4 protein-coding genes are annotated in these 5158 nt (G+C 71.3%); 2 read left to right on the top strand and 2 right to left on the bottom strand.

What is annotated here, in order from left to right:
• On the bottom strand, positions 1–1396 hold a 1396-nt coding region (locus tag GSF22_RS30225; RefSeq protein ID WP_208817322.1), incomplete at its 3' end, for an NAD-dependent malic enzyme.
• 255 nt (positions 1397–1651) lie between these two features.
• Here GSF22_RS30225 and hflX point away from each other — a divergent pair.
• Positions 1652–3073, top strand: a complete 1422-nt coding sequence (hflX, locus tag GSF22_RS30220) for a GTPase HflX (RefSeq protein WP_208817321.1) — start codon at positions 1652–1654, stop codon at positions 3071–3073.
• Between the two features lie 90 nt (positions 3074–3163).
• Here hflX and GSF22_RS30215 read toward each other — a convergent pair whose 3' ends face one another.
• The gene (locus GSF22_RS30215) at positions 3164–3601 is read right to left on the bottom strand and encodes a hypothetical protein (RefSeq protein ID WP_208817320.1); all 438 of its coding nucleotides are present in this window, start codon (positions 3599–3601) and stop codon (positions 3164–3166) included.
• Between the two features lie 253 nt (positions 3602–3854).
• Here GSF22_RS30215 and GSF22_RS30210 point away from each other — a divergent pair.
• Positions 3855–5158: hypothetical protein (locus GSF22_RS30210; protein WP_208817319.1), on the top strand; the 1304-nt coding region annotated here is incomplete at its 3' end.

Here is a 5158-nt window from a genome sequence, read left to right as displayed (position 1 = left end):
GGGCGGGGGACTGTGCGGCGGCGCGTACCGCGGCAGCGACCGCCGGAGCCACCCGGGAGTCGAAGACGCTCGGCACGATCACCGTCGGGTTGATCTTCTCCTCGCCGACCACGTCCGCGATGGCCCGGGCGGCGGCGATCGCCATCTCCTCGGTGAACTCCTCGGCGTGCGCGTCCAGCATGCCCCGGAACACGCCGGGGAAGGCGAGCACGTTGTTGATCTGGTTGGGCTGGTCGGAGCGGCCGGTCGCGACCACCGCCGCGTACTTGCGGGCCTCCCGGGGGTCGACCTCCGGGTCGGGGTTGGCCAGCGCGAAGACGATCGAGTCCTTCGCCATGGTGGCGATGTCGTCCCCGGTGAGCAGGTTCGGCGCACTCACCCCGATGAAGACGTCGGCGCCCCGGACCGCCCCGGCCAGGTCGCCGGCGTAGTTGTCCCGGTTGGTGTGCTCGGCCAGCCACTGCCAGGCCGGGTTGAGCCCGGTCAGCCCACGGTGCAGGGCGCCCTGCCGGTCGTACGCGATGATGTCGCCGACCCCCTGGCGCAGCAGCAGCTTCATGATCGCGGTGCCCGCCGCGCCGGCTCCGGAGACCACCACCCGCACGTCGGCGAGCTGCTTGCCCACCACCCGCAGCGCGTTGGTCAGCGCCGCCAGCACGCAGATCGCGGTGCCGTGTTGGTCGTCGTGGAAGACCGGGATGTCGAGCAGTTCCCGCAGCCGGGCCTCGATCTCGAAGCACCGCGGCGCGGCGATGTCCTCCAGGTTGATCCCGCCGTACGCCGGGGCGATGGCCCGGACGATGTTGACGATCTCGTCGGTGTCCTGGGTGTCCAGCACCACCGGCCAGGCGTCCACCCCGCCGAAGCGCTTGAACAGCGCCGCCTTGCCTTCCATCACCGGCAGTGACGCGGCCGGGCCGAGGTTGCCCAGGCCGAGCACGGCCGAACCGTCGCTGACCACGGCCACCGTGTTGCGCTTGATGGTCAGCCGGCGGGCGTCGGCCGGGTTCTCCGCGATGGCCTGGCAGACCCGGGCCACCCCCGGGGTGTACGCCCGGGACAGCTCGTCCCGGTTGCGCAGCGCCACCTTCGACGCCACCTCGATCTTGCCGCCGAGGTGCAGCAGGAACGTCCGGTCGGAGACCTTGCGGACCTCCACCCCGTCCAGCGCGGTCAGCGCGACGACCACCTGGTCGGCGTGGCCGCTGTCGGCGGTGTCGCAGGTCAGGTCGACGACCACGTGGTTCGGGTCGGAGTCGACCACGTCGAGGGCGGTGACGATGGCACCGGCCTCGCCCACGCAGGTGGTCAACCGGCCGATCGCCGAGGCGTCCGCGGTCACCGCGATCCGGATGGTGATCGAGAATCCGGCACTGGGCAGTCGGGTGATCGCCACGGGGTCCCTCCGTCGTTGGTGGGCTGCGGCCGCTCGACCGCCGCATGCGCCTTTCTACCCGCTGCGTCCACGGCCCCGGCATGCGGCCCCGTCCGGTGCGACCGGGATCGCGTCGCACGGCACCCGGTCCAGCCGCCGGAACCGTCGCCATCAGCGGTTCTTTTGACCGGTCGGGATGGGGGAATATAGCGGTGCGACGTGCGCTTGCACGTGTCAGGATTGGCCGACACGCACCAAAACGGACAGGAGACCCGCTTGCGAGACCAGGAGAGCTTCGTTCGGATGGCGGACGAAGACCTCGACGCCACCACCGGTGAGCTGGAGCTGGAGGACCGCCAGGCACTACGCCGGGTGGCCGGCCTCTCCACCGAGCTGACCGACATCACCGAGGTCGAGTACCGGCAGCTCCGACTGGAGCGGGTGGTGCTGGTCGGGGTCTGGACCGAGGGTACCGTGACCGATGCGGAGAACTCGCTCACCGAGCTGGCCGCCCTGGCCGAGACCGCCGGTTCGCAGGTGCTGGAAGGGCTGATCCAGCGGCGTACCCGGCCCGACCCGGCCACCTACATCGGCCGGGGCAAGGTCGACGACCTGGGCGCGGTGGTCCTGTCCACCGGCGCCGACACGGTGATCTGCGACGGGGAACTGTCCCCGTCCCAGCTGCGCAACCTGGAGCAGCGCACCAAGGTCAAGGTGGTCGACCGGACGGCACTGATCCTCGACATCTTCGCCCAGCACGCCAAGAGCAAGGAAGGTAAGGCCCAGGTCGAGCTGGCCCAGCTCGAGTACCTGATGCCCCGGCTGCGCGGTTGGGGTGAAACCCTCTCCCGGCAGACCGGTGGTAGCGGTCGCGGCGGCGGTGCCGGCGGCGGCGTGGGTCTGCGTGGTCCCGGTGAGACCAAGCTGGAGACGGACCGGCGGCGGATCCGCACCCGGATCGCCCGGCTGCGCCGGGAGATCAAGGGCATGCGCACGGTACGCCAGACCAAGCGGTCCCGACGTTCCCGCAACGCGGTCCCGGCGGTGGCCATCGCCGGTTACACCAACGCCGGCAAGTCCAGCCTGCTCAACCGGCTGACCGGCGCGGGGGTACTGGTCGAGGACGCGCTCTTCGCCACCCTCGACCCGACCACCCGACGGGCCACCACCTCGGACGGCCGGATCTACACGCTCTCCGACACGGTGGGCTTCGTCCGGCACCTGCCGCACCAGATCGTCGAGGCGTTCCGGTCGACGCTGGAGGAGGTCGCCGACGCGGATCTCGTCGTACACGTGGTGGACGGCGCGCATCCCGACCCGGAGGAGCAGGTCCGCGCGGTGCGGGAGGTACTCGCCGAGGTGGGTGCCGACCGGTTGCCGGAGCTGCTGGTGGTCAACAAGACCGACGCGGCCGACGAGGACACCCTGCTGCGGCTCAAGCGGGCCTGGCCGGAGGCGGTGTTCGTGTCGGCCCGGTCCGGGCGGGGCATCGACGAGCTGCGGCTGGCGATCGAGGGGCGGCTGCCCCGGCCGGCGGTGGAGGTCCGGGCCACCCTGCCGTACGACCGGGGCGACCTGGTCGCCCGGGTGCACCGGCGCGGCGAGGTGCTCAGCACCGCGCACGTCGAGGAGGGCACCCGGCTGCACGTACGGGTCGACGAGGCGCTCGCCGCCGAGCTGGCCCCGTTCGCGAGCTGACCGGAGCGGGCATGTCCCGCAGTTGGCTGGAACCGGTCCCTTCCGACCCGGCTCGCCCGGTCGGAAGGGACCGCTCGCGTTGACCCTCCGTCAGAACGCGAGCTGCATCGCGGTGGTGCCGTTGGCGTTGGGCCAGTCGTGGATCACCATGACCTTGAAATGGGTGTTGTCCGCGACATTGGTCGCGATCGTCTTCCACGAGGTGCTGAGTTCGGTCCAGTAGTTGCAGCTGGAGGTGTGGTCAACGAAGATCACACATGCCTGCACGCTCCAGGTCGCGGTCGTCGACTTGCGCATGTTGATGTCGAGGCATCGTGTCGTGGTGGTGAAGGCGGTGTTCCCGGGCGCGGTCAGCGTGGTCGGGCTGACCGACGTGTACTGCCAGACGGCGCCGTCGTAGCACGTGACCAGCAGGGAGTCGGGTTCGGCGGCGGCGCCGGCCGCAGGCCCGGTGACACCCTGGGCTCCGACCGTTCCCAGGATGAGTGCGAGTAGCGCAGCGCAGCAGCGCGTGAGGTGACGGCGCACGACACATTCCTTTCCGCATGGCCGGGGTGCGATGACGCCGGCTGTGTGGCCCCCGATGAACGGATCCGATCATTCGCCGGGTCGGTAATGGGATTGTAGTTTGTCGATTGGTTTCGGATCGGCCCCGCCGGAGGGGCGGCCCCGTGGGGAATCGGGCCTGCCGGTGACGTGCCGGATGCCCGCCGTGGTGGGAGTCCCGGCGGAAGATCGCGGTGTGCCACAGGGCGGTCGGGGCGCATGCGACACTGACCTGATGCGGCGCGCTGTCTCCTCGGTCACGGTTGCCTTCGGCCTCGCCTGTGTGTTCACCGCCGGCCCGGCGGCCCTGGCGGCGCCGACACCCGGTCCGAGCGGTCCGGGCGCCGCCCCGGCGGCCGGCAAGAAGCGCTGCGGGATCACCGACAGCAGGCTGCGGGAGCTGTCCGGTCTGGTGGCCACGAAGACCGGCTACGTGGTGATCAACGACGGCACGGAGGAGCCGAGCCGGAAACGGATCTTCTTCCTGGACACCAGGTGCAAGGTCACCAAGGCGGTCGAGTACTCCGGGAACGGCCCGTTCGACACCGAGGACCTCGCGCTCTCCGCCGACGGCAGCACGCTCTGGGTCGCCGACACCGGCGACAACCTCACCAGCACCGAACGGCGTACCCGGGTCGCGTTGTGGAGCATGCCGGCCAACGGGGCCAGGAAACCCGCCCTGCACCGGCTCGCCTACCCGGAGCGCAAGCCGCACGACGCCGAGGCGCTGCTGATGGCCGACGACAACACGCCGATCATCGTCACCAAGACCATCGGCAAGGCGGAGATCTTCGTCCCGGCCGCCGCGTTGAAGACCAACAACGAGGAACCGGTGCCGATGAAGAAGGCCGGCGAGGTCACCCTGCCCAAGACCAGCACCGAGAACGTGATGCAGGGGCCGGGCCGGGTGGCGATCACCGGGGCCGCCCGCTCGCCGGACGGCAAGCGGGTGGTGCTGCGCACCTACGCCGACGCCTTCGAGTACGACGTGCCCGACGGGGACGTCGTCAAGGCGCTGACCGGTGGCAAACCCCGGGTCACCCCGCTCGCCGACCCGTTCGGGGAGGCCATCGCGTACTCCCCGGACGGGAAGACCTTCCTGACCGTCTCCGACGCCGGCCAGCTCGGTGAGGACGACCCGATCGACGTCCTGGCGTACACCCCCTCGAGCAGCGGGGTGGCGGACCGGCCCGGTGGTGCCCCGCCGAAGAAGGCCGTCGCCAGCACCTCCTGGACCGACCGGCTGAGTCTCTCCGACATCACGTACCTGATCGCCGCGGTCGGGGTGGTCGGGGCGATCCTGGTCGGCGCCGGGATCTTCGGCATCGTCCGGTCCCGACGGCGGGCGGCTGCCGACGGCCCGGCTGCCGGTCGGGGCGGGCGTACCGGTACCGGGCGGGACGGGTACGACCCGGACGAGCCGGACCACGGCCCGGGTGAGCGCGGCTACGGCGCCGGGGACCGGTACGCCGACCGGCCGCCGGCTGGCCGGGGGGACGAGCGGCCGCCGGCCCGGGGCGGCCGGAGCGGGGTGTACGG

Origin of the sequence: Micromonospora echinofusca, from assembly GCF_017614955.1 — a bacterium.
Lineage (GTDB): Bacteria > Actinomycetota > Actinomycetes > Mycobacteriales > Micromonosporaceae > Micromonospora > Micromonospora echinofusca_A.
This window is presented reverse-complemented; position numbering and strand designations above follow the sequence as displayed.